22 protein-coding genes are annotated in these 22140 nt (G+C 68.8%); 13 read left to right on the top strand and 9 right to left on the bottom strand.

Features of this window, described 5'->3' with window-relative positions:
• Position 1 precedes the first annotated feature (1 nt).
• Positions 2-673, top strand: coding sequence for a GntR family transcriptional regulator (locus QQK25_RS17450; RefSeq protein WP_153160794.1), 672 nt, complete (start codon positions 2-4; stop codon positions 671-673).
• Between the two features lie 91 nt (positions 674-764).
• Here QQK25_RS17450 and QQK25_RS17445 read toward each other — a convergent pair whose 3' ends face one another.
• Both QQK25_RS17445 and QQK25_RS17440 read right to left on the bottom strand, forming a co-directional pair.
• Positions 765-2429, bottom strand: coding sequence for a cation acetate symporter (locus QQK25_RS17445; protein WP_284189080.1), 1665 nt, complete (start codon positions 2427-2429; stop codon positions 765-767).
• Positions 2429-2764, bottom strand: coding sequence for a DUF485 domain-containing protein (locus QQK25_RS17440; RefSeq protein ID WP_153160796.1), 336 nt, complete (start codon positions 2762-2764; stop codon positions 2429-2431). Before QQK25_RS17440 ends, QQK25_RS17445 begins: the two co-directional genes overlap by 1 nt.
• Before the next feature lie 231 nt (positions 2765-2995).
• On the opposite strand from QQK25_RS17440, the gene QQK25_RS17435 reads away from it, so the two are divergent.
• The gene (locus QQK25_RS17435; RefSeq protein ID WP_284189079.1) at positions 2996-3778 is read left to right on the top strand and encodes an enoyl-CoA hydratase/isomerase family protein; all 783 of its coding nucleotides are present in this window, start codon (positions 2996-2998) and stop codon (positions 3776-3778) included.
• A 12-nt stretch (positions 3779-3790) separates the two neighbouring features.
• Here the strand turns inward: QQK25_RS17435 and QQK25_RS17430 are convergent, their stop codons facing one another.
• The 3 genes from QQK25_RS17430 to QQK25_RS17420 all read right to left on the bottom strand — a co-directional run bounded on the left by QQK25_RS17430 (position 3791) and on the right by QQK25_RS17420 (position 5837).
• Positions 3791-4459 carry a hypothetical protein gene (locus QQK25_RS17430; protein WP_284189078.1) on the bottom strand — a complete coding sequence of 223 codons (669 nt, stop codon included), beginning with the start codon at positions 4457-4459 and terminating at the stop codon, positions 3791-3793.
• A 62-nt stretch (positions 4460-4521) separates the two neighbouring features.
• Positions 4522-5334, bottom strand: coding sequence for a sulfite exporter TauE/SafE family protein (locus tag QQK25_RS17425; RefSeq protein ID WP_284189077.1), 813 nt, complete (start codon positions 5332-5334; stop codon positions 4522-4524).
• Positions 5331-5837: an EVE domain-containing protein gene (locus QQK25_RS17420; protein WP_284189076.1), complete on the bottom strand. Its 507-nt coding sequence runs from the start codon at positions 5835-5837 to the stop codon at positions 5331-5333. Before QQK25_RS17420 ends, QQK25_RS17425 begins: the two co-directional genes overlap by 4 nt.
• A gap of 177 nt (positions 5838-6014) precedes the next feature.
• Between QQK25_RS17420 and QQK25_RS17415 the strand changes: the two genes are divergently transcribed.
• The 5 genes from QQK25_RS17415 to QQK25_RS17395 all read left to right on the top strand — a co-directional run bounded on the left by QQK25_RS17415 (position 6015) and on the right by QQK25_RS17395 (position 12864).
• Entirely contained in the window at positions 6015-7715 is a 1701-nt protein-coding gene (locus QQK25_RS17415; RefSeq protein ID WP_284189075.1) for a mechanosensitive ion channel family protein, read from the top strand.
• A 43-nt stretch (positions 7716-7758) separates the two neighbouring features.
• Entirely contained in the window at positions 7759-7992 is a 234-nt protein-coding gene (locus tag QQK25_RS17410; protein ID WP_284189074.1) for a hypothetical protein, read from the top strand.
• 55 nt (positions 7993-8047) lie between these two features.
• Complete coding sequence (locus QQK25_RS17405) at positions 8048-8905, top strand: DMT family transporter (protein ID WP_284189073.1); 858 nt, start codon at positions 8048-8050, stop codon at positions 8903-8905.
• The gene (gene ruvC, locus QQK25_RS17400) at positions 8902-9456 is read left to right on the top strand and encodes a crossover junction endodeoxyribonuclease RuvC (protein WP_284189072.1); all 555 of its coding nucleotides are present in this window, start codon (positions 8902-8904) and stop codon (positions 9454-9456) included. Before QQK25_RS17405 ends, ruvC begins: the two co-directional genes overlap by 4 nt.
• A 129-nt stretch (positions 9457-9585) precedes the next feature.
• Complete coding sequence (locus tag QQK25_RS17395) at positions 9586-12864, top strand: CHASE domain-containing protein (RefSeq protein ID WP_284189071.1); 3279 nt, start codon at positions 9586-9588, stop codon at positions 12862-12864.
• Here the strand turns inward: QQK25_RS17395 and QQK25_RS17390 are convergent.
• Entirely contained in the window at positions 12795-13544 is a 750-nt protein-coding gene (locus QQK25_RS17390) for a sulfite exporter TauE/SafE family protein (RefSeq protein WP_284189070.1), read from the bottom strand. The genes QQK25_RS17395 and QQK25_RS17390 overlap by 70 nt on opposite strands.
• Positions 13545-13643: 99 nt before the next feature.
• Here QQK25_RS17390 and QQK25_RS17385 point away from each other — a divergent pair, with 99 nt between their 5' ends.
• The 3 genes from QQK25_RS17385 (at position 13644) to QQK25_RS17375 (ending at position 17326) form a co-directional block, all read left to right on the top strand.
• Complete coding sequence (locus tag QQK25_RS17385) at positions 13644-14954, top strand: cyclic di-GMP phosphodiesterase (protein ID WP_284189069.1); 1311 nt, start codon at positions 13644-13646, stop codon at positions 14952-14954.
• Positions 14951-16876 (top strand): PAS domain-containing hybrid sensor histidine kinase/response regulator, encoded by a 1926-nt coding sequence (locus QQK25_RS17380; protein WP_284189068.1) that lies wholly within the window; start codon positions 14951-14953, stop codon positions 16874-16876. The genes QQK25_RS17385 and QQK25_RS17380 overlap by 4 nt, the downstream gene beginning before the upstream one ends.
• 147 nt (positions 16877-17023) lie before the next feature.
• Positions 17024-17326, top strand: a complete 303-nt coding sequence (locus QQK25_RS17375) for a hypothetical protein (RefSeq protein ID WP_284189067.1) — start codon at positions 17024-17026, stop codon at positions 17324-17326.
• Here QQK25_RS17375 and QQK25_RS17370 read toward each other — a convergent pair.
• The 3 genes from QQK25_RS17370 to QQK25_RS17360 form a co-directional block, all read right to left on the bottom strand.
• Complete coding sequence (locus QQK25_RS17370; RefSeq protein WP_284189066.1) at positions 17310-17750, bottom strand: hypothetical protein; 441 nt, start codon at positions 17748-17750, stop codon at positions 17310-17312. The genes QQK25_RS17375 and QQK25_RS17370 overlap by 17 nt on opposite strands.
• A 48-nt stretch (positions 17751-17798) precedes the next feature.
• Positions 17799-18392 carry an MOSC domain-containing protein gene (locus QQK25_RS17365; RefSeq protein ID WP_306664092.1) on the bottom strand — a complete coding sequence of 198 codons (594 nt, stop codon included), beginning with the start codon at positions 18390-18392 and terminating at the stop codon, positions 17799-17801.
• A gap of 134 nt (positions 18393-18526) precedes the next feature.
• Positions 18527-19423 (bottom strand): ROK family protein, encoded by an 897-nt coding sequence (locus tag QQK25_RS17360; RefSeq protein WP_284189064.1) that lies wholly within the window; start codon positions 19421-19423, stop codon positions 18527-18529.
• Between the two features lie 112 nt (positions 19424-19535).
• On the opposite strand from QQK25_RS17360, the gene QQK25_RS17355 reads away from it, so the two are divergent.
• From QQK25_RS17355 to QQK25_RS17345, 3 genes are all read left to right on the top strand, one after another.
• Positions 19536-20891, top strand: a complete 1356-nt coding sequence (locus QQK25_RS17355) for a DUF4062 domain-containing protein (RefSeq protein WP_284189063.1) — start codon at positions 19536-19538, stop codon at positions 20889-20891.
• 11 nt (positions 20892-20902) lie between these two features.
• Positions 20903-21841, top strand: a complete 939-nt coding sequence (locus QQK25_RS17350) for an AAA family ATPase (RefSeq protein WP_284189062.1) — start codon at positions 20903-20905, stop codon at positions 21839-21841.
• Positions 21838-22140 (top strand): hypothetical protein (locus tag QQK25_RS17345; RefSeq protein WP_284189061.1); only part of this gene is annotated, 303 nt, incomplete at its 3' end. The genes QQK25_RS17350 and QQK25_RS17345, both read left to right, overlap by 4 nt.

The raw sequence follows: 22140 nt of genomic DNA, 5'->3' as shown, positions 1-22140 counted from the left end.
CATGAACGCCGGCCGCATCGCCCCCCTCGCCCTCTACCAGGAAGTCGCCGAACGCCTGCGCCAGCGCATCTTTGCCCACGAACTCCCCCCTGGCACCTGGGTCGATGAGCAGGCCCTCGCCGCCGATTACGGCATCTCCCGCACGCCGCTGCGCGAAGCCCTCAAGGTGCTTGCCGCCGAGGGCCTGGTGACGCTCAAACCGCGCCGCGGCTGCTACGTGACGGAAATTTCCGAGCGCGATCTGGACGAGATCTTCACCGTGCTGTCGCTCCTCGAAGGCCAGTGCGCCGCCGACACCACCCACAAGGCCACCGAGGAAGACCTCGCCCGCCTGCGCAGCATCCACGACGACCTGGAGCGCGCCGCCGCCGACAAGGATATCGACGGCTTCTTCGAGGCCAACCAGACCTTCCACCAGGAAGTCCAGCTGATCGCCGACAACCGCTGGCTGACCCAGACCATCACCGACCTGCGCAAGGTCATCAAGCTGTCGCGGCACCACTCGCTGTTCAGCGAGGGCCGGCTGGAACAATCCCTGGCCGAGCACCGGCTCATCCTCGAGGCCCTTGGCCGCCGCGACGCCACCGGCATCGAACGGGCGATGCGCGACCACATCTCCAGCGGCCGCCGGGCCCTGGCCAAGATCGCCTCCCGCAAGGAAAGCACGGCCTGACATAACCCCCGGCGCCAGAAAGACAAAACCCCCGTCCGGTCGCCCGGCGGGGGTTTTTGTTTGACCCTGCGCCCCAAAGGGCGCATCGGGATCAGTGGCTGCTGGCTTCGGCAGCACCAAAACCGGTCTGGGCACGCACGTACTGGTCTTCAAACGCAGCACGCTCGGCCTGGGCTTCGGCGCTATTGTCGAGCTTGGACACGATGAACGTGATCAGGAAGGCCAGGGGCATGGAGAACAGGGCCGGCTGGTCGTACGGGAACAGCGCCTGGGCGTTGCCCAGCACGGTGACCCACACGGACTTGGAGAACACCACCAGCAGCACCGCAGCCACGAGGCCGGCGTAACCGCCCGCGATCGCGCCACGGGTGGTCAGACCCCGCCAGTACATGGAGAGGATGAGCACCGGGAAGTTGGCGGAAGCGGCGATACCGAAGGCCAGGGCCACCATGAACGCCACGTTCATCTTCTCGAAGGCGATGCCGAGGACGATGGCCACGAGACCCAGGCCGACGGAAGCAAAACGGGACACGCGCAGCTCTTCGGTCTCGGTCGCCTTGCCCTTGCGGATCACGCGGGCGTAGATGTCATGGGAGATGGCCGCCGCACCAGCCAGCGCCAGACCGGACACCACGGCCAGGATGGTCGCGAAGGCCACGGCCGACAGGAAGCCCAGCAGCAGGTTGCCGCCCACGGCCTTGGCCAGGTGCATGGCGATCATGTTGCCGCCACCGACGATCTTGCCGCCGATCTTGCCACCTTCGAAGAACTCGGGGTTCTGGCCGACGATGATGATGGCCGCGAAGCCCATCAGCAGGATGACGTTGAAGAAGTAGGCCACGAAACCGGACGCGTAGAGCACCGACTTGCGGGCTTCCTTGGCGTTGGTCACGGTGAAGAAGCGCATCAGGATGTGCGGCAGACCGGCGGTACCGAACATCAGGCCGAGGCCCAGCGACAGGGCGGTGACCGGATCCGGCAGCAGCGAGCCCGGGAACAGCAGCTTCTCGCCCAGCGAGTGCAGCGACACCGCCTGGCTCATCATGTTTTCGAAGCTGAAGCCGAACTGGGACATGGCCAGCACCATCACCAGCGTGCCGCCGGCGAGGAGCATGCAGGCCTTGATGATCTGCACCCAGGTGGTGGCAACCATGCCGCCGAAGGTGACGTACACCATCATCAGCGCGCCGACGACGAACAGGGCGATGTTGTAGTCCAGACCGAACAGCAGTTTGATCAGCTGACCGGCACCGACCATCTGCGCCACAAGGTAGAAGCACACCACGGTCAGCGAGGACACCGCGGCCATCGTGCGCACCTTGCCCTGGTTGAGGCGGTACGAGGTGATGTCGGCAAAGGTGAACTTGCCCAGGTTACGCAGGCGCTCGGCCATCAGGAACAGGATGATGGGCCAGCCGGCGAAGAAGGCGATCATGTAGATGTAGCCATCGACGCCCTTGGTGTAGACCAGCGCGGTGAGGCCCAGCAGGGTTGCGGCGGACATGTAGTCGCCGGCGATCGCGAGGCCGTTCTGGAAGCCGGTGATGCCGCCGCCGGCGGTGTAGAAGTCGGACGCCGACTTGGTGCGGCCAGCCGCCCAGTAGGTGATGCCGAGGGTCATCGAGACGAACAGCACGAACATCCCGATAGCGTGCAGGTTGAGCGGCTGCTTTTCGGTGGCGGAGATCGCATCACCGGCAAACGACAGAGCCGGCGCGAGGAGCGCCAGCAGCGCGAGATTCAGACGGGCCAGCATTACTTCACCTCCTTGGATGCATCACGGATGACTTCGGCGGTGATCTCGTCGAATTCGCCATTGGCGCGCTTCACGTAGACCGCGGTCAGCACCCAGAAGAAGATGAACATGAACAGCTCGAAGGCGATCCCGACGGTGAGGTAGGAACCTTCGGACAGACGCTTGCCGATCACTTGCGGCTGGAAGGCCACGACCATGAAGAAGCCGTAGAAGATCGTCAGGACGATCACGGACAGGATGGTGGCAAAGCCCTGGCGCTTGGACACCAGTTCGGCAAAGCGCGGGTTGCGTCTGATGCGTGCGTAGACCGCACTCTGAGACGAGGTGCTCGACATGATTTCCCTCCCTTTGGAAAGTCATTGAATGTGGCGCGATCTGCCTGTTGGACCCAAACGGCGATCAGAGCGAATATTTTTTATGGGTGCTTCTCGCAGGGCGAAGCCGCGCCAGTACAACGCCCAACCGGATGATATAACATACAGAAGACTCCATACCACGCCGTATGGAAATATTTTTGCACCGCATCAAATAATTTTATCGACCCCAGCCGACGGAACCGCCCACCCATGCCCGGAGAAATCCTCTTCTGCCAGGATGCTGGCATCGCCACCCTGACCCTCTCCAACCCGGACAAGCTCAACGCCGTCGATGCCGGCATGTGGCGCGGCCTGCAGCGCCGGATGAGCGAACTCAACGCCGACCCCGGCCTGCGCTGCGTGGTGCTGCGCGGCGCCGGCGACAAGGCCTTCGCGGCCGGCGGCGACATCGAGGAATTCCTGGTCGTGCGCGCCACCGTGGACGACGCCCTGCACTATCACGAGGAGCTCGTGGCCGCCGCCCTCGACGCCATCCGCGCCTGCCCGGTGCCCACCGTGGCGATGATCCAGGGCGCCTGCATCGGCGGCGGCGTGGAGATCGCCGGCTGCTGCGACATCCGCATCGCGGGCGAATCGAGCCGCTTCGGCGCGCCGATCAACAAGCTGGGCTTTTCGATGTACCCGGGCGAGATGGCCGGCCTGCTGGAACTCGTCGGCCCCGCCGTGCTGCTGGAGATCCTGCTCGAAGGCCGCATCCTGAGCGCCCGCGAAGCCCTCGCCAAGGGCCTGCTGACCCGGGTGGTGGACGACGAGGAGGTGGAAAGGGAAGCCCTCGCCACCGCCGGCCGCATCGTGAAGGGCGCGCCGCTGGTGGCCCGCTGGCACAAGCAGTGGGTGCATCGCCTGATGAAGGGCACGCCCCTCACGGCCGACGAAAAACGCGCCGCCTTCGATTTTCTGGCCACCGATGACTACAAGGAAGGCCTGGACGCCTTCCTGGGCAAGCGTTCGCCGGTGTTCAAAGGGCGCTGAGGCCCGGCCTCCTTAGCCCGCCTGCCAGCGGGCGAGCAGCGCGGCCCGGTGGGGCACCAGTTGCTTCACCGCCACATCCAGCACCGGGCCGGTGAGGGTGTGGCCGGAGCATTCTGCGGCCAGCACCACGTCGGTTTCGCCCACCGCCACCCGCAGCGGGCCCTGGGCCTGTTGCAGGCGGGTCTGGCGATGGGATGAATCCAGAAAGATGTGGCCGTTGGTGAGGTTGAGCTTGCCCTCGATCTGGGTCGGCTTGCCGTTCGACAGCAGCGCATCCACCCGGCAGCCCACCAGCCGGTATTCATTGACGAGGGCCAGGGCCTGGCTGCGCAGGTAGCCCGCCTGGTCCGCCTCGGCGGCCGGCAGCCGGGCGGCGGCGCGGGCGGCCAGGGTTGCCACCTCGGCGTCGGTGAGATGGGGCGCGGCCTCGACGATGCGCGCGGGCTCGATGCGGGCAACCGCCCTCGCCTGGGCGTCGAGCCGGTGGTGGTGCTTGACGACCCGCACCTCGGCCTTGGCCAGCTGCTTGCCGGCGATGACCGGCAGGCCCTGGATCACCGTCGGCCCCAGCAGTTCGGCCAGCTTCTGGCAAAGCCGCGCGTGGTCGAGGGCGGCCACGGACGCGGGGACGGCCAGTTCGAGATCGAACTGGAGCTGGAGGCGGACATTGGCTGCGGACATGGAACCACCCGAACGGTATAGGTCGGAAGGTTCACGGACAGAAACCCGCCCACTTTAGGCGCTCAGCTCCCCAGCACGGTGTGCAGCATCTTGGCCGACAGCAGCACCAGCACGCCGGCGAAGATCTTCTTCAGCGTGGCCACCGGCAGCTTGTGCGCCAGCCTGGCGCCGATGGGCGCGGTGAGGCTGGAGAGGAGGCTCAGCAGCACCAGCGCCGGCAGGTAGACGAAACCCACCGACCACTCGGGCAGCCCCTGCACCGACCAGCCGTTGATCAGGTAGCCCAGCGCGCCGGCCAGGGCGATGGGCAGGCCGATGGCGGCCGAGGTGCCGATGGCGTTATGCACCTTGACGTTGCACCAGGTCATGAAGGGCACCGACAGGGATCCGCCGCCGATCGCCACCAGCGACGAGATCGCGCCGATCACCCCGCCCACGCCGATCAGCCCGGCGGTGCCCGGCAGCTCGCGGGTGGGCTTGGGCTTCACGTTGAGGATCATCTGCACCGCCACGTAGGCGGTGAAGCACGCAAAGAAGATCGCCAGCGGCTTGGTGGGCGCCTGGGACGCCACGAAGGTGCCGGCGAAGGTGCCCGCCAGCACGCCCGGCGCGATGCCCTTGACGATGTCCCAGCGCACCGCGCCGTGGGCGTGGTGGGCGCGCAGGCTGGAGATCGAGGTGACCACGATGCCAGCCATCGAAGTGCCCAGCGCCAGATGCACCATGTGCTCCTTCGGAAAGCCCTGGGCGGCGAACAGCGTGGTGAGCATCGGCACCATGATCGCCCCACCACCCACGCCGAGCAGCCCGGCGAAGAAGCCGACGAAGGCCCCGAGGGCGAGATAGGCGGCCAGCCATTCGATTCCGATGTTCATTTCCAGTCCTGAAGATCCGTTGCGCCGAGCAGTTGCCCGACGATGAAGCGCCACTCGGCCGGCTCGACCGGCGTGATGGACAACCGGTTGCCGCGGGCGAGGACGCGCATGTTCTCGAGTTCCGGGTGGCTGCGCAATTCGGGCAAACCCACCAGCCGCGTCTTCTTCACGAAAGCGACGTCCACGTGCACCCAGCGGGGGTTTTCGGGCGTGGATTTAGGGTCGAAGTACTTGCTGGCCGGGTCGAACTGGGTGGCGTCCGGGTAGGCGGTGCTCGCCACCTTCGCGATGCCGGCGACGCCCGGCTCGGCGCAGCCAGAGTGGTAGAACAGCACCCCGTCGCCTACCTGCATCCCGTCGCGCATGAAGTTGCGCGCCTGGTAGTTGCGCACGCCGTACCAGGGCACGGTCTGGCCGGGGCGCTGGGCCAGGTCGTCGATGGAGACGTCGTCGGGTTCGGATTTCATCAGCCAGTAGCGCATCGGGAGCTCCTTGTTGGACATGGGCGCCCCGGCGCGATCGACGGGGGCAACCGGCGACGTTTTCGCCGAATTCGCCTCGCGACACAAGCGGGATGTCGGCACCCGCCGCCGAACCGCCTCCACGCGGCTATGATGTCGGGGCATTCCCGATCAATCCCGGCTAGCCTGCCCACCTGACCCAAGCGCGAGGCCTCCGCCATGCCATCCGCTCCCCTGCGCCCCAACCCGCTTTCCTGCAGCCTGATCCGCCTTGTGCTGGCGATCTGCGCGGCGCTGATGCTGATCCTCGCCCCCGGCGCCCAGGCCGCCCGACAGGCTGCGCCGCCGCCGGCCGCACCCGCGCCAGCTCCGGCACCGGCCGCCGACGCCCCGGCAGTCGAAGAGGCCGACCTGATCCTGATGAACCGCACGATCGTGCGCTTTCGCGCCAAGTTCCTCGGCGCATCCCCCCGCCAGCGGGCCGAGCGGGGGCAGGCGACGATCAGCGCGATCCTCGAACGGGCCACCAGTGACGACGTGGTCGTGCAGCCCAACGCCGTGGGCAACATCCTCCTTATCGACGGCCAGCTGGCCTTCGTGCTCACCCCCGACGACACCGACAAGCTCGCCGGCGAGACCCTCGCCGCCCTCACCGACAAGACCGTCGCCGTGCTGCGCACCGTCGTTGCCGAGTCCCGCGAGAGCCGCGACAGCCGCAGCCTGGCCGAGGGGCTGGCGGTATCGGCCGGAGCGACGCTGGTGTTCATCACCCTGCTCTACATGCTCGGCCGGCTGCAGGCGTGGATCACCCGACGCCTCGCCGCCGCCATCGACGCCCAGGCCGAGCGGCTCAAACTGGGCGGCACCGAGCTGATCCGCCGCGACCGCATCCTCGCCGCCGTGGGCTGGCTCTCGCGGGCGCTGTTCTGGCTGCTTGCGGCCCTGCTCGCCTACACCTGGCTGGCCCGCATCCTGGCGCGCTTTCCATACACCCGGGCGTGGGGCGAGAACCTCGACGACTACCTGCTGGGCGTGCTGGGCAGGCTCGGGGTCGGCATCCTGCAGACGCTGCCCAACCTGCTCATCGCGCTGCTGATGTTCCTGGTCGCCCGTGCCGTGGTCGGGCTGCTCAAGCCGGTGTTCGACCACGCGGCCGGCAACAACGCGGGCCTCGGCTGGCTCGACAAGGACACCGTCGAGCCGACTCGCAAGATCACCAACATCCTGATCTGGATCTTCGCGCTGGTGATGGCTTACCCCTACCTGCCCGGCGCCCAGACCGAAGCCTTCAAGGGCATGTCGGTGCTGATCGGCCTGATGGTGTCGCTGGGCGCGTCGAGCATCGTCGGCCAGGGCGCCGCCGGGCTCATTCTGATGTACTCGCGCACCCTGCGCTCCGGCGAATACGTGCGCATCGGCGAGCACGAAGGCACCGTCGTCGCCATCAGCCTGTTCAACACCCGCCTGCGCACCGGCCGCGGCGCCGAGATCACCCTGCCCAACGCGCTGATCGTCGGCAACGCCACCCGCAACTACTCGCGCACCCAGGGCGGACGCGGCTTCATGCTCGACACCACCGTCACCATCGGCTACGACACCCCCTGGCGACAGGTCGAGGCGATGCTCACCGAAGCCGCCCGGCGCACCCCCGGCATCTCCACCGACCCCGCCCCGCGCATCTTCCAGACCGCCCTGTCGGATTTCTACCCCGAATACTGCCTGGTGGTGCACGCCACCCCGGTCGGCGCCGAGCCGCGGGCGCAGCTGCTGTCGCGGCTGCACGCCAACATCCAGGATGTCTTCAACGAATACGGCGTGCAGATCATGTCACCCCACTACATCGCCGATCCGGCAACAGAAAAACGCGTTGCGCCCGATAACTGGTATGCACCGCCCGCGCGCCGGCCCGACCCGGCCTGAGCCGCGGGTTATCATCCATCGTCGTCTGCCCCGGAGCCACGCCATGAGCATCACCCCCGAACGTCGCAAGAACCTCTCCCTGCGCGAACTGGTCGACAAGGCCTACCTCATCATCGAGCCCTTCTTCGACCCGGGCAATGCCTGGAACGGCCAGACCCTCGAGCACCTGGCCTACCGGGTGGTGCGTGACCAGCTCCCCGACATTCCGCCCGAAGACGTCCAGATCATCGTCTCCGCCTCCACCCGCATGTACCGCGCCAAGCACCCGGGCGCCTGACCGCCCCCGACCGGCGGGCCCCACCGCCCGCCCCACGCCCCAATCGCCATCCGTCGTGACCCGCTTCTATCCCCTCCTGTTCGTCCTGCTGTGGAGCACCGGCTTCATCGGCGCCAAGTACGGCCTGCCCTACGCCGAGCCCATCACCTTCCTGTGCGTGCGCTACGGGCTGGTGATCGGGCTGATGGGCCTGGTCGCCCTCGCCACCCGCGCCCCGTGGCCGGCCGAGCCCCGCCAGTGGCTGCACATCGGCATCACCGGGCTGCTGGTGCATGCCCTCTACCTGGGCGGCGTGTTCTCGGCCATCCACCAGGGTCTGCCGGCGGGCATCACCTCGCTGGTGGTCGGGCTGCAGCCGCTCCTCACCGCCCTCGGCGCCGGGCTGTTGCTGGGCGAGCGGGTGCTGCCACGCCAGTGGGCCGGGCTGGTGCTGGGCTTCGGCGGCGTGGGGCTGGTGGTATCGAGCAAGGTGGTGGCGGTGGCCGGTGGCAACGGCCTGCAGGCGATGCTCGTCCCGGCGCTGCTGGCGCTGGCCGGCATCACCGCCGGCACCCTCTACCAGAAGCGCTTCTGCCCCCGCTTCGACCTGCGCACCGGTGCGGTGATCCAGTTCGTGCCCTGCCTGCTGGTGAGCAGCGCATTTGCCGCCAGCACCGAAACCATGGTGATCGACTGGTCGAGCCAGTTCGTCTTTGCGCTGCTGTGGCTGGTGCTGGTGCTGTCGGTGGGCGCCATCAGCCTGCTCAACCTGCTGATCCGCAGCGGCAGCGCGGTCAATGTGGCGAGCCTTTTCTACCTCACCCCGCCCACCACCGCCCTCATCGCCTGGGCGGCCTTTGGCGAGACCCTCACCGGCCTCGCGCTGGTGGGCATGGGCATCACCGTGTTCGGCGTGTGGCTGGCCCGCAAATGAGCGCGCCCGCCGCCTCCACCAGCGTCGCCACGCGCATCCTGGGCATCGACCCGGGCCTGCGCCACACCGGCTTCGGCGTCATCGACACCCTCGGCAGCCAGCTGCGCTACGTGGCCAGTGGCGTCATCAAGAGCGGAGAAGGCAGCCTGCCCGAGCGCCTCAAGGTGATCCTCGACGGGGTGCGCCAGGTCATCACCACCTACCAGCCCGATCAGGTGGCGGTCGAGATCGTCTTCGTGAACGTCAATCCGCAATCCACCCTGCTGCTGGGCCAGGCCCGGGGCGCGGCGATCTGCGGCGCGGTATCCCACGACCTGCCGGTGGCCGAGTACACCGCGCTGCAGGTGAAGCAGGCGGTGGTCGGCCACGGCAAGGCCGCCAAGGAGCAGGTCTGCCACATGGTCGAGCGCCTGCTGGCCCTCGAAGCAAGCCCCTCGCCGGACGCCGCCGACGCGCTGGCCTGCGCCATCTGTCATGCCCACGGCAGCACCGGGCTGGCCGCGCTGGCCGGCGTCGGCACCCGTAAACGGGGCGGCCGGCTGACCCGCTGAACACCGCGGCCGCGCCGTGACGAAACATGCGCCGCGGTGGGCAGTAATGCACAGCGGGTTTTTTGTAATCACGTATAAAGCCTTCATGCTGGCGCGCCGTCGACAGTTCGATCCCGTCATATCCGGACCATGCCTCCGTCTTCGCCCTTTCCCACCGCCGTGACGCACAACCTGTTGATCAGCCTGGCGTATATCGCCCTCGGCTGGCTGGCGACAGGGCTGGCCGTGGCGGGGGGCTACGCCAGCCCCGTCTTCCCCGCTGCCGGCCTGGCACTGGCGGCGGTGCTCTACCTGGGCGTCCCGGCGCTGCCGGGGGTGTGGATCGGCTCGATGGCGCTGCACCTGCTGCTGGCTTACGTCAATTCGTCCCTGAGCACCGCCGACACCATCGCCGCGATGGCCATCGCCAGCGGCGCAACGGCCCAGGCCTGGCTGGGCCGGGCGCTGATCCAGCGCTGGCAGGGCGACGAATGGCGCACCCTCGACAACGCCACCGCGGTGTTCCGCTTCCTGCTGCTGGGCGGCCCGCTGGCGTGTCTGGTGTCGGCCACCATCGGCATCCTCAGCCTGTTCCTCACCGGCGTGCTCAGCCGGCCGGCGCTGCCCTTTGCGTGGTGGAACTGGTTTGCCGGCGACGCCTTCGGGGTGCTCACCTTCACTCCGCTCACCCTGTGCTTCCTGCTCACCAACGATCCCCTCTGGCAGGCCCGGCGGCGGCGCATGGTGATCCCCGTCGCGGCCACCCTGGCGATGGCCGCCGCGGCCTTCCACGCCGCCTCGAACTGGGAGCGCAGCGAGGTCGAGCACCACCTGCAGAGCGACGGCCTGCGCATCCACCAGCACATCAGCGACCGCCTGCTGAGCCACCGGGAGGTCCTGCAGTCCCTGCGCAGCTTCATCGAGGTCACGCCCGACCTCACCGACAGCCGCTTCAACGCCTTCACCCGGTCGCCCCTGCAGAACAACCCCGATCTCCACGCCCTCAGCTTCAACACCTTCGTGCGCGATGCCGACCGGGCTGTTTTCGAGGCCGCCATGGGCCGTCAGCTCGGCCGCACCGATTTCCAGATCACCGAGCGGAGCGTCGACGGCATCCTGCAGCGCGCCGGCAAGCGCGACACCTACGTGCCGGTCACCCTCATCGCCCCGGCGGCAAGCAACCAGCGCGCCATCGGCTTCGACATCGCCTCCGAGGCGATCCGCTGGGATGCGGTCAACCGGGCCCTCGGCCAGCGCAGCGGCATCTTCGTCACCGCCCCCATCCTGCTGGTCCAGGAGAACCAGGTGGCGGTGCTCACCCTGGCGCCGGTGCTGCAGCCCGGCAGCACCCAGCTCCGGGGCTTTGCGGTGGCCATCATCCAGATCGGGCAGCTGGTCGAGCGCGCCCTGCGCGACACCCTGCCCACCGGCCTCAACGTATCCCTCGTCGATCCCTACGCCCTGGGCAGCGTGCGCCGCCTCGACAACGGCGAATCCCCCGTGAGCAGCGGCAAGCCGGCGCACCAGTGGGAGCACAAGCTCGCCTTCGGCGACCGGGAATGGCTGCTCAAGGTGAGCGCCGACGAGCGCTACCTCGAATCCCAGCGCTCCCTCAACGCCTGGGCCGTGGGCGTCGCCGGCCTGCTGTTCACCACCCTGCTGCAGGCCCTCTTCATGAGCCTCACCGGGCGCAACTGGATCATCCAGCGCCAGGTCGATCACCAGACCGCCGACCTCGCCGCCAAGAACCGCGAACTCGCCCTCGCCACCATCTCCATCAACAAATCGCCGGATGCCGCCTTCTGGGTGCTGCCGGACGCCCGCATCGTGCGGGTCAATCCCGCCGCCTGCCGGCTGCTCGGCTATCCGGCCGAGGCGCTGCTCACCCTGCGCGTGCCCGAGATCGCGCCGGACATCAGCGAAGCCAGCTGGAGCGCCCTGTGGAATCGGGTGTGGGCCAATGGCTCGGATGTCTTCGAATCCATCCACCGCTGCAAGGACGGCAGCGAGATCACGGTGGCGGTGGTCGCCAGCCTGGTCAGCGCCGACGGCACCGACTACCTTTACGCCAGCGTGCGCGACATCTCCGAGCGCAAGGCCGCCGAGGCCGAGCTCACCCGCCATCGCGACCACCTCGAGGAGCTCGTCGCCGCCCGCACCGCCGACCTCTCGGTGGCCAAGGAGGCCGCCGAAGCCGCCAACCGGGCCAAGAGCAGCTTCCTCGCCAACATGAGCCACGAGCTGCGCACCCCGATGCACGCGATCATCGGCCTCACCCACCTGCTCCACCGCAACAACACCGATCCCGCCCAGCACGACCGCCTCGACAAGATCTCCAGCGCCGCCACCCACCTGCTCCAGCAGCTGGGCGACGTGCTCGAACTCGCCCGCATCGACGCCGAACGGATCGCCATCGAGCAGACCCGCTTCGCCATCGACGAACTCGTTCACCGGGTCATCGACCTGCTCGGCGCCAGCCTGGAAGGCAAGGGCCTCGGCCTGCAGCTGGACATCGACCCCGACCTCGCCGGCCGCCCGCTGATCGGCGATCCGCTGCGCATCCAGCAGGTGCTCGCCCACGTCGTCGGCAACGCGGTGAAGTTCACCAGCGCCGGGATGATCGTCATCCGCGCCCGCCTCACCGACGCGCACGCCAGCGGCGCCCTGCTCCACATCGAGGTGCAGGACAGCGGGATCGGCATCACCGCGGCCGACCAGGAACGCATCTTCAACCCCTTCGAGCAGGCCGACGGCTCCGTCACCCGGCGCTTCGGCGGCACCGGGCTGGGCCTCGCCATCTGCCGCCGCCTCACGCGGCTGATGGGCGGCGACATCGGCGTGACGAGCGAGCCGGGCCACGGCAGCACCTTCTGGATCACCCTGCGGGTCGGCGTGCTGCCCGGCGACACCAGCGGCGCAGCGCCGGTCGAGCTCACCGCAGAAGAAGCCGAACGGCGGCTGCGCAGCGAACACGGCCACCGCCGCCTGCTGCTGGTGGAAGACGACTGGGTGAACCAGGAAGTCAGCCTCGAGCTGCTCCGCAACGAGCTCGGCCTGCAGGTCGACCTCGCCCCCGACGGCGCCGAAGCCGTGCGGATGACCACCGACACCGCCTACGACCTGATCCTGATGGACGTCCAGATGCCGATCATGGACGGCCTCACCGCCACGCGCACCATCCGCGCCCGCCCCGGCCCCTGCGCCCGGGCGCCGATCGTCGCGATGACCGCCAACACCTTCGACGAAGATCGCAAGGCCTGCTTTGATGCCGGCATGAACGACTTCATCCCCAAGCCCGCCAACCCGGATCAGCTCTTCATCACCCTGCTGCGCTGGCTCGAACACCCCGCCCCCGCCGCCTATCCGGCCACGGCGTCCCACAGCAGTTTGAGTCCCGACAGCCCCAGCGCCGCCGTCGCCAACAGGTAGAACGGCCGCTCCGGGATGCGCTGGAGGAGGCGCATCCCCGTCCACACCCCCACCGGCACCAGTGGCAACAGCATCGCCGACATCACCAGGGTGTCGCGGGTGAACAGGTCCAGCCCCAGATAGAACGGCAGCTTGGCCAGGTTGAGCGCCGCAAAGAAGAACACCGACGTCGCCGCAAACGCCTGCCGCGGCAGGCCGCGGGTCAGCAGGTAGATCATCAGCGGCGGCCCGCCGGCGTGGGCCAGGGTGCTGGTGAAGCCCGCCCCCACGCCACACAGCCGGGCCAGACGCGGCAGCGGCGCCGTGTGGGCCTCGGCCTTCGGCTTGCGCAGCAGCCGGTCGGCGGCAAACACCACCGCGATCAGCCCCACCGCGCCCTTCACCATCCGGTCCGACATCACCCCGAAGGCCAGCGTGCCCAGCGCGATGCCGACGAGCGACGCCGGCAACAGCAGGCGCAGCTCGGCCCAGTCGGCCTTGCCCCGCCAGGCGCGGATCCCGAACAGGTCCATCGCGATCAGCACCGGCAGCATCACCGCCACCGCGTCCCGCGGCGACATCCACAGGGACATGAAAGGCACCGCCAGCCCGCCCAGGGCGCCACCCAGGCCGGACTTGGAAATGCCGGTAAGCAGGATGGCGACCGCGGTGACGATCCAGCCGGTAGCATCGAGGTGCATGGGCGCACTTTCGGAAAGCGGGCGTGAACGATGCCACAAACCGCGCACCGCTTTTTCCGGTGCACTAAACTTCCTGGCGCCCCCGCCGAAAATTGGGCATTGCCCCTCGCCGCCCGCACCATGCCGCCCGAGCCTCCCCAGGACCATCTCGTCACGCCCGAACAGTTGTGCGTCGGCCTGTTCGTCCACCTCGACCTGCCGTGGTTCAGCCACCCGTTCAGCTTCAACAGCTTCAAGATCCGCTCGGCGGACCAGCTGAAGACCCTGCGCGAGCTGGGCGTCACCCGTTTCCGCTACGACCCCGAACGCTCCGACGTGCAGCCCCGCGGCACGGCGCCGGCCGCCCCCGCGGCGCCGCCCCCGCCACCGGTCGAGGAAGACCCCGCCACCTGCGCGGCCCTCGCCGCCAAGCGCGAGCGGATCGCCCGCCTGGCCCAGCGCAAGCGTCAGGTCATCGAGGTCGAGAAAGCCTTCGTCAAGGCCGCCGGGGTGATGCGCAACATCAACAAGAACCTCTTTTCCCGCCCCAAGGAGTGCCTCGAAGAGGTGGACGAGCTGGTCAACCAGATGGTCGTCGCCTTCCTCGACCAGCCCGAGGCCGCGCTGCATGTGATGGGCGAGCACGCCGCCGGCGAGGAGGCCTACTTCCACGGCCTCAACGTGTCGATCCTGTCGATGATGCTGGCCAAGGATCTCGGCTTCTCCCGCAGCCAGAGCCAGCTGCTGGGCGTCGGGGCGCTGCTCCACGACGTGGGCCTCGCCGACATCCCCGAGCGGGTGGCCCGGGCCCGGCACGAGCTCACCACCCCCGAACGCAACCTGCGCGAGCTGCACTGCGAATACGGCGTGCGCCTCGGCAAGCAGCTCGGCCTGCCCGAGCCGGTGCTGCGCATCATCGCCCAGCACCACGAACTCGCCGACGGCAGCGGCTACCCGCGCCACCTGAAGGGCGACCAGATCGACCCGCTGGCCCGCCTGGTGGCGCTGGTCAATTACTACGACAACCTGTGCAACCCGGGCGATCTGGCCAAGGCCCTGACGCCCCACGAGGCCCTGTCGATGATGTTCGCCCAGCGCCGCAGCAAGTTCGACGGGCAGGCCCTGCAGGTGATGATCCGCAGCCTCGGCGTGTATCCGCCGGGCTCGGTGGTGCGCCTGTCCAATGACGCGCTGGCGCTCGTCTCTTCGGTCAATCCGGTCAAGCCGCTGCGCCCGTGGGTCACCGTATTCGACCCGGACATCCCCCGCGACGAGGCGATCATGCTCGACCTGGAACAGGAGCCCGACATCAACATCGCCAAGGCCCTGCGCCCGATCCACCTGCCGCCCGACGTGTACGAATACCTCAGCCCCCGCAAGCGCGTGACCTACTACTTCGACGCCGACTCCCGGCAGGGACGCAACCCATGAACAGCCGCTACCAGGACATCCTGCTCGGCGCCGCAGGGGAGATCCTGCTGCTGGTCGACCCGGCCAGCCTCACCATCCTCGCCGCCAGCCCGGCCACCGCGCGCCTGCTCGGCCAGCCCGTGGAGGCGCTGGCCGGCCTGCCCATCACCGAGATCGAATGCGCGCTCTCCGACGTGTTCTTCTGGGAAGAGGTGCGCACCGGCGGCATCACCGAAGAGCAGACCATGGAGGGCCTGTACCGGCGTGCCGACGGCAACCTGCTCGAAGCCCGCAAGACCGTCCGCCGCCTGCCCGAGGGCATCCTGGTGTGCGCCACCGACGTGGGCGCCCAGCGCCGCGCCGAGGACGAACTGGCCGAGATGACCTCCCGCCTGCGGGCCACCCTCGAAGCCACCGCCGACGGCATCCTGGTGCTCGACGGCAACGGCCGCATCGCCAACATGAACCGCCGCCTCGCCGGCCTGTGGGGGCTGCCCGAGGCGCTGCTGGCCCGCCACGACGACCAGGCCATCCTCGAGCACCTGATCCACGCGGTCGAAGACCCGGCCGCCCTGCGCACCCTGCTCACCACCCACAGCCAGGATCTCAGCGAGACCTTCGACACCCTGCCCCTGCGCGACGGGCGCATCTTCGAGGCCAGCTCCCGCCCCGCCCGCCACGACGACGAGGTGATCGGCCGGGTGTTCTGCATCACCGACGTCACCGAACGCCACAAGGCCGAGCAGGCCCTGATCGCCGCCCGCGACGCCGCCACCTCCGCCAGCAAGGCCAAGAGCGACTTCCTGGCGATGATGTCCCACGAGATCCGCACCCCGATGAACGGCATCATCGGGATGGCCCAGCTCCTGCGCATGACGCCCCAGAGCGACGAGCAGCGGGACTACATCACCACCATCCTGTCGAGCAGCGAAGCCCTGCTGTCGATCATCAACGACATCCTCGACTACTCGAAGATCGAGGCCCGCAAGCTCAACCTCGAGAAGATCAGCTTCGACCTGCGCCAGGTGGTCAGCGACGTGGACAAGCTGTTCCGCCCCAAGGCCGTCGAACTGGGCCTGGCCTTCGCCACCGCGGTCACCAGCGACGTGCCCCACGTGCTGCTGGGCGACCCGATCCGCGTCCGCCAGATCCTCGTCAATCTGGTCAGCAACGCCTTCAAGTTCACCGCCAGCGGGCGCATCGACGTGATGGTGGCGGTGGGCGAGCGCGAAGGCGGGCAGATCCAGCTGCAGGTCAGCGTCACCGACACCGGCATCGGCATTGCCCCGGACAAGTGCCGCAACATCTTCACCCCGTTCGAGCAGGCCGACATGTCCACCACCCGCCGCTACGGCGGCACCGGCCTCGGCCTGTCCATCTGCCGCATGCTGTGCGACCTGATGGACGGCGAGATCGGCGTGGACTCCGAGGAAGGCGTCGGCTCGCGCTTCTGGTTCACCATCCGGCTCGAGGCGGGCGCCGACGAGACGGTCGCCGGCAGCACCAGCGCACCGCGGCCGATCCTGCGCCAGGGCACGCGCATTCTGGTGGCCGAGGACAACCCCATCAACTGCACCGTGATCGCCCGGATGCTCGAACACTTCGGCGCCCAGGACATCACCTTCGCCGCCAACGGCGAGGACGCCCTCACCCGCTGTGCCGAGCGCAGCTTCGACCTGATCTTCATGGATGCCCGCATGCCGCGAATGGACGGCCTCACCGCCACCCAGGCGCTGCGGGAAAAAGGCACCACCACCTACATCATCGGGGTGAGCGCCGACGCAATGACCGAGGAGAGGGACGCCGCCCTCGCTGCCGGCATGGACGACTACCTGCCCAAGCCGATCAGCCAGGTCGCCCTGGCCGCGGCCATCGAAGGCTGGCGCCAGCGGATGGTGGCGATGCGTCAGCTGGAGCAGCGCCGCGACGGCGACAAAATGTAAGCTTTCGCCCGCCCCGCGCCCGGTGGCGACGGGGAATAGCCGTCGCCAGGCCACAGATTCACTTACAAATCCCCGCCGGGGCGCCGCCCCGCGCCGGCTATTCTTGGCTCAGCCGGGTAACTCGCCCGGGACCCGAGGAGAAGCCAGATGCGCAACACCCGTCAGATGATCGCCGCCGCCGTGCTCGGCAGCCTGGCCTTCGGCATGGCGCTGCCCGCCAGCGCCCATGGCGACCGGGGCCGGGGTTGGGGCGAACGCCACCACCATCACCCGCGTCATTACCACGATTACCGGGGCAGCTACGCCTATGCGCCGGCGCCGGTCTATATGGCCCCGCCGCCGATGGTCATCGAACGGCCGGTCGTCTATCGGCCCGCGCCCGTCTATGCCTACCCGAGCGCGCCCGCCATCACCATCGGCCTGCCGCCGGTGGTCATTCCCCTGCGTTGATGCGCGCCCGGCGCCGCACCCGGCCAGCCGCCGGCACGTGCGTGGGCGGCGTGAAGGCCAGCAACTGCGCCGCCGCCTCGTCCTGCATGACCGGGCGGAAGCTCGCCGCCACACAGCAGATCTGCGCCTGGGTGAGCTCCTCGATGTAGGTGCGCATGATCGTCACCACGCCTTCGCTGCCGGCCTCCATCAGCAGCACGGTACGCTCCTCGACCTCCGCCAGATCGGCCGCGTAGAAGGTTTCGTCCACCCGCTGGATATGCTTGCGTGCGTGGCTTTCGAGCAGCCCGATGGACAGGCGGAAAGCCAGGAACTGCATGCGCTGGGCCAGATCGACCTGGGCCAGCCACACGCGCCCGAACAGCTCGGCGACAGGTAGCGAACAGGCGGCGGGGGAAATCGGCAAAGTGGGCATTGGCAGCATGATCGGGATCTCGTGGAGAGGTCGGGCGGACCGAATTCTTTTTGTAGCCTAGCGGCCGGGAGAGTCAAGCAACCAAGCCGCGCGCTCGCGCAGCCGGCGGGCCCAGTCGGCATTGAGCCCCGCCGCCTCGGACAGGCGGGTGAGCTCGGCTGCGTCGGGGCGATGGGCCGAGTGGGCTGTCCACAGGCGGGCGAGGGTCAGTCCGGGGGCCGGACGCTCGACCAGTTCGAGCACATCGCCGGCGCGGATCGCGCCTTCCTGCACCACCCGGAAATACCAGCCGGTACAGCCCAGGTCGGCGATCAGCCGCGACATGGGGTCGTGTTCGAGGCGGTGGCTGATCTTCCAGCAGGGCTGGCGCGGCTGGCTCACCTGCAGGCGGCAGGTGCCGGCGGCGTAGATGTCGCCGATGCACACCGTCGCCTCGGTAAGGCCAATCCCCGAGAGATTCTCGCCCAGCACGCCGGGCACGAGGCTCGCCGTGATGGCCGGCACCCGCGCCGCCAGCAGGGGGTAGTGCTCGGCCGGGTAGTAATGCACCGCCTTCTCGGGGCCGCCATGGACGCGGCGGTCGCCCTGCATGTCACCGGCGAGGCCATTCAGGCCGACCGCAACCGGGCCGCCCACCGGCGACTTGAACATGCCGGTCTGCTGCCCTTCGGGGGGCAGGGCGCGGAGGGTTCCGACATAAACTGCTCTTATCGGCGCATTCATCTCGCTGAAATATCTGGCCACAAAATCAAACGTCCCCCATTGTGCGCCCGATCGCCCGCCTGTCAAGCCGGCCAGAGCCAGGCCGCGCCCCTCACGCCGGACGAATCGCCGTGGGCAGCACGCACCAGCCGGGTCGACACCCCATCCGAAAACACGTGCGGCAGCCAGCGCCGGGGCACTTCGTCATAAAGTGCATCAATGTTCGAAAGCCCGCCGCCGAGCACGATCACGTCGGGGTCGAGCAGGTTGATGACCCCCGCCAGCGCCCGCGCAAGCCGGTCGGCGTAGCGTGCCAGGGTCGCCGCGCAGTCTGCCTCGCCTGCCGCCGCAGCGGCGACGATCTCGGCGGGCGACAGCGCCGCCCCCGCCATGCGCAGATGATCCGCCGCCAGACCGGGGCCGGAAAGGTAGGTTTCCACACAACCCGCGCGGCCGCAGTAACAGGCCGGCAGCGGCAGATCGGCGCCAGACGGCAGGGGCAGCGGGTTGTGGCCCCACTCGCCGGCGATGGCGTTGGGGCCCTCCAGCACCCGACCGCCCACCACGATGCCGCCGCCCACGCCGGTGCCGATGATGACCCCGAACACCACGTCCGCCCCCGCCGCCGCACCGTCCGCCGCCTCGGAGAGGGCAAAGCAGTTGGCGTCGTTGGCGAGGCGCACCGGCCGGCCCAGCAGGTTCTCCAGATCGCCCTGCAGGGGCTGGCCGATCAGGCAGGTGGAGTTGGCGTTCTTGACCAGCCCGGTGCGCCGCGACAGCGCCCCCGGCATGCCCACGCCCACGCTGCCGCGCTGGCCCAGCTCGTCCTCGACCGCCGCCACCAGCCCGGCCACCGCCGCGAGGGTCGCCGGATAGTCGCCCTGGGGCGTCGCCACCCGCCGCCGGGCGAGCACCTCACCGCCGTCGCCGAGGGCGATGATTTCGATCTTGGTGCCGCCGAGGTCGATGCCGATGCGCATGGTGCCGCTGTCCGGAAGAAAGGATGGGCGGATGATATAGCCCCGTGCGCTGGCGCGCGGGCTGGCATATTCTTGAGGGCGACGACAAACCACCTCCACCGCCCACCGCGCCATGCCCCACGAAGCCGACATCCCGGAAATCCGGCAGATCTTCCTGAGCGCCACCGCCCAGGACTGCCGGACATACCGGGAGGCCGTGCGGGATTTCATCCACGACAACATCGAGCAGGCCAAGGTCTTCCTCCAGGAGAACTGGGCCGAAGGCGGCCAGTTCGTAGAGGACGTGTGCAAGCGCAAGGTGGACGAGTGCGACGCCTACATGGGGCTCTTCGGTTACCGTTACGGTTGGATTCCGCCAAATCGGCAGTACTCAATCACCGAGCTGGAGTTCCGCTGGGCGGTGGACCGCTGGGGCCCGGGCGAGGCGCCGATCTTCGTGCTACGGCCAATCCCCGGCAGCGAGGCCGACCAGCACCTGCGAGATCAGGCCGACGTCATCCACGCCAAACAACCCGTAGCTGAGGCCGCTGCCGATCGTGCAGCTCAGCAGCAGTTTCTCGCGCGCGTGGATCAGTGGGCGGGCAGCGGGATCATTCTGGCACCCTACCGGAATCAGCTGCAGCTAGTGGGCAAGGCGCTTTCCTGCATCAAAGATTGGAACCAGGAGCTGCTCCGCCGCGCACCCCGGGAGCGCTTCCAGGCCCCCGGCGACATCAACCGGGACGAGCTGGGGCGGATCGGCCGCAAGACCCAAATCGACGCCCTCCAGGACGCCCTGAACGCCCTGCGCGACCGCCGCAGCGAGCGGGCCGCGGCCTTCCTCATCCACGGCCCTGCGAACCACGGCCAGCCGGAGTTCGTCGAATTCCTTCGCAATTGGGACGACGAATGGGACGACATGGATATCTGTTACGGCCAGCCAACTGAACCCGACAGCGCGGAATCCCTCATCTGCTGGGCCTGCAGCCAGTTGGGCGAGCCTCTGCTGGGCGAACCGACCATCGACGCCCTCGCCGGCCTGCTCGCCACCCGACTGGCGGGCCGTTCGGTGGTGCTGATCCTGCGCACAGTGGGGCGCGAGGCCAACCGCCTCGCCCTGTTCCAGCAGCGCTTCTGGCAGCCCCTGCACGACGCGCTGGCGAGCCGCTGCGCCGGCTGGAAAGGCCGCCTGTACTGCTTCATCGCCGACCACGCGCCGCTGGCCGAACCACCGCCCGCCGGCTTTCGCACCGACGACATCGCCGCGGACGACGTGGACTACCGCCAGATTCTCGCCCTGCCGCCCCTCGGCCAAATCGCCGCCCACGAGGTGTGCAACTGGCTGAAGGCTCTGCGCAAGCGCGCCGGGGTCCGCCTGGACGAAGACGAGTGCTACGCCATCGCGAACTACGCCACCACCACCGGCGGTAACCCACCCGACGTGTACTACTACCTGAACCTGCACGGCTTCTGGAGCCGCGCCCGCTGAGGACAATCACCGTGCCCGACACCCCCGCCTACGCCGACTTCACCGGCAAGCGCTCCGCCCACTACGTGGCCGCGCCCCACACCGCCACCATCGTCAACCTGGCCATCCGCCTGGGCCGGCCGCTGCTGGTCGAAGGCGAAGCCGGCTGCGGCAAGACCCGCCTCGCCAGCGCCATCGCCGAAGAGCTGGGCGTCGGGCTCACGGTGATGACCGTCAAGAGCACCAGCCAGGCCAAGGATCTGCTCTACCGCTTCGACGCCCTGCGCCGCCTCCAGGACGCCCAGGACCCGGCCAACACCGACGCCCGCCAGGTCTTCCCCTACATCGAACTGGAGCCCCTCGGCCACGCCATCCGCGAAGGCCAGCCCCAGGTCGTGCTCATCGACGAGGTGGACAAGGCCGACATCGATTTCCCCAACGATCTCCTCGACGTGCTCGACCGCTTCGAGTTCGACATCGAAGACCTGCCCCGTACCGAGGACGACGCCTGCCGCGCGGCCCGCGGCCACGGCCGCCACGTGGCCGGCCCGGAGGGCGGCGTGCGCCCCATCGTGCTCATCACCAGCAACCGCGAGAAGCAGCTCCCCGAGCCCTTCCTGCGCCGCTGCCTGTACGTGCAGCTGGATTTCCCCGCCAATGATCCGGTGATGCTCGCCGAGATCGTCCGCAAGAACCTCGACGCCCGGGCCGAGACCATCAGCGACGAACTCATCACCGGCGCCGTCGAGCGCCTGTGCCGCATCCGCGAGCGCGGTCGCGAGCTGGGCATGCAGAAGCTCCCCGCCACCTCCGAGCTTGTCGACTGGGTGCGCGTGCTCCACTGGCAGCAGCGCAAGGCCGAAGCCGTGTCGGTGGACGCCCTCGACGCGGTGGATCAGGCCGTGCTGTTCAAGATCCGCCAGGACATCGAACGCTACCGCGCCCGCACCGACGACGAGGCCGGGCGGTGACCCACACCCTGCCGCCCCTGCTACTGGGGCTGTTCCGTGAGCTCAAGGCCAACGGCGTGCCGGTGGGCGTGCGCGACTACCTGGACGGCATCGAGGCCCTGCGCCTGGGCTTCGGCCAGGATGGCCGCGCCGCCCTGCGCGACCTCGCCATCGCCCTGTGGGGCCGCAGCGACGAGGAGCGCCGCCTCATCGCCCGCTGGTTCGACCTGCTGCCCGCACCCGACGACGCCCTCGCCGCCGCCATCGACGACCAGCTCGACCGCCTCGACACCCCCGCCCCCGAACCCACCGGAACGCCC

This window comes from Zoogloea oryzae, from assembly GCF_030161255.1.
Lineage (GTDB): Bacteria > Pseudomonadota > Gammaproteobacteria > Burkholderiales > Rhodocyclaceae > Zoogloea > Zoogloea oryzae.
This window is presented reverse-complemented; position numbering and strand designations above follow the sequence as displayed.